The following is a 1,530-nucleotide window of genomic DNA, read 5'->3' as shown; positions in this document are numbered from 1 at the left end:
GGTACGTCATTAGTCGTAAAGATAAAGCTGACAAAAGAGGGTAAGTTGAGCAACATGTTGGTGTCTACATACTGGCGCTCTGCCATGCGAATGTTACGTTTGTTGTCCACTATTTCAGTGAGTGACTTGTCGGTCTCAACGTAGCGCGTTTCATCATCTACTAAAATGATGCCGGACATCTCAGCCACCCATTTTGCTGTGTCGGGATCTTGAAGTCGGTACACTAATTTAAATTTGGTGTTTTCAACTACAGCCCCAACAACTGAATCACCGTTAAGATCTGCGGGGCAATCTCGTAAATCTGCAATTGATTGATGCGCTAAAAACATGTGGATGCCTTTATCTCGCGCAGCCCCTAACCCTTCCATTGCAGGTTTTGAAATATGGTATTTCAATTCATCTAAGAAGATAGCAATGGGTCTTGGGGTTTCTTTCACGCGATCGCGCATTTCAGCCAGTTGGAAGAGGCGAATTAAGATCATCTTTTGCGTCATTAATATTTTTGAGTTCCGTAATGAGCCGATGATGTAACAGCAGCCGCCTTCATCAAATACATCCTTTAAGTTCATCCCACCCACCGCATTAATAGAGTCCACTAACGCAAGCTCTTCAAGCTTCCCATAAAAGGCCTTGATGGTGTCTTTGATGCCTTGTACATAAGTGCTATCAAGTAATCCCTTAAAAGATTGGCGCTCTTCTTCTGTCGCATTTTCGGGTGCAACTCTGGCTGCTTTTCTATCGTCGATACGGTAGAAATCGGCTATGTCTCCTTTTTCAGCCAAGCTGAACCCCGCGACAAGCAACTCTTCGATTTGCTCCGGTGTTGCGCCTGCTAGTAAGTCGAGTTGAGGGGCTTTCTTATTGAGGTCAATAAGGTAAAAAGGCTTGCCCGCTTTTTTGCAAGCTTGCTTCATTAAGTGCGGTGCAAATTCATCATCTTTCGGATCAAGTACAAACACACCTTCACCCGCTTCGATGAGTTGCGACAAAATTAATCCCGTTGCAACTCCCTTGCCTGCCCCTGTTGTCCCTATGATATCGGCATGTTGTTTTTGTAATTCTTTGAGCGGTATGTATTGCGGTTGGTGATCACAATCCAATCCTACAAAAACACCTTTACTCAAATTAATATGATCGTTTGGGTTGTACATGACGGTGTCAGGCAAGAGTGCTTTGACGGTGCGAACGTCTGTACGTGTATCTCTTACAATGTCGGTTTTTTGTGTTAAGTCTTTGCTCGCTTTGTTGAGCATCGGTGTAATAGTGCGACGTAAAAATACGTGGATCACTATGCCTAAAAAAAACAGCGGTAACGAAAAGTACATCATGAATGGGTAGCTGAATTGAGCCACGTTCATGGTACTCAGCTTTCCAATGAGTGCTGGAATTGTGAGGTTGGCTAATGTGCCAAAAAAGAAAAAGAATAGAGAGATGCAGATAAATACGCGTCGCAATAACGACCCTTTATCTTGCTTTTCGGGCTTATCAAAATAAAGGGTTGGGATGACAAGCCCAGAGATAAAGCTCATG

At 43.7% G+C, this 1,530-nt stretch carries 1 protein-coding gene; it reads right to left on the bottom strand.

The genetic code is table 11. The annotated features are described in order from the left end of the window. A partial coding sequence (locus tag Q1A70_RS19875; RefSeq protein WP_299697620.1) for a type IV secretion system DNA-binding domain-containing protein occupies positions 1 to 1,358 on the bottom strand: 1,358 nt, incomplete at its 3' end. Positions 1,359 to 1,530: the final 172 nt, after the last annotated feature.

The sequence above is a fragment of the uncultured Vibrio sp. genome, from assembly GCF_947488985.1.
GTDB lineage: Bacteria > Pseudomonadota > Gammaproteobacteria > Enterobacterales > Vibrionaceae > Vibrio.
The sequence above is the reverse complement of the archived record's forward strand: the minus strand, read 5'-3'. Positions and strand labels throughout refer to the sequence as shown.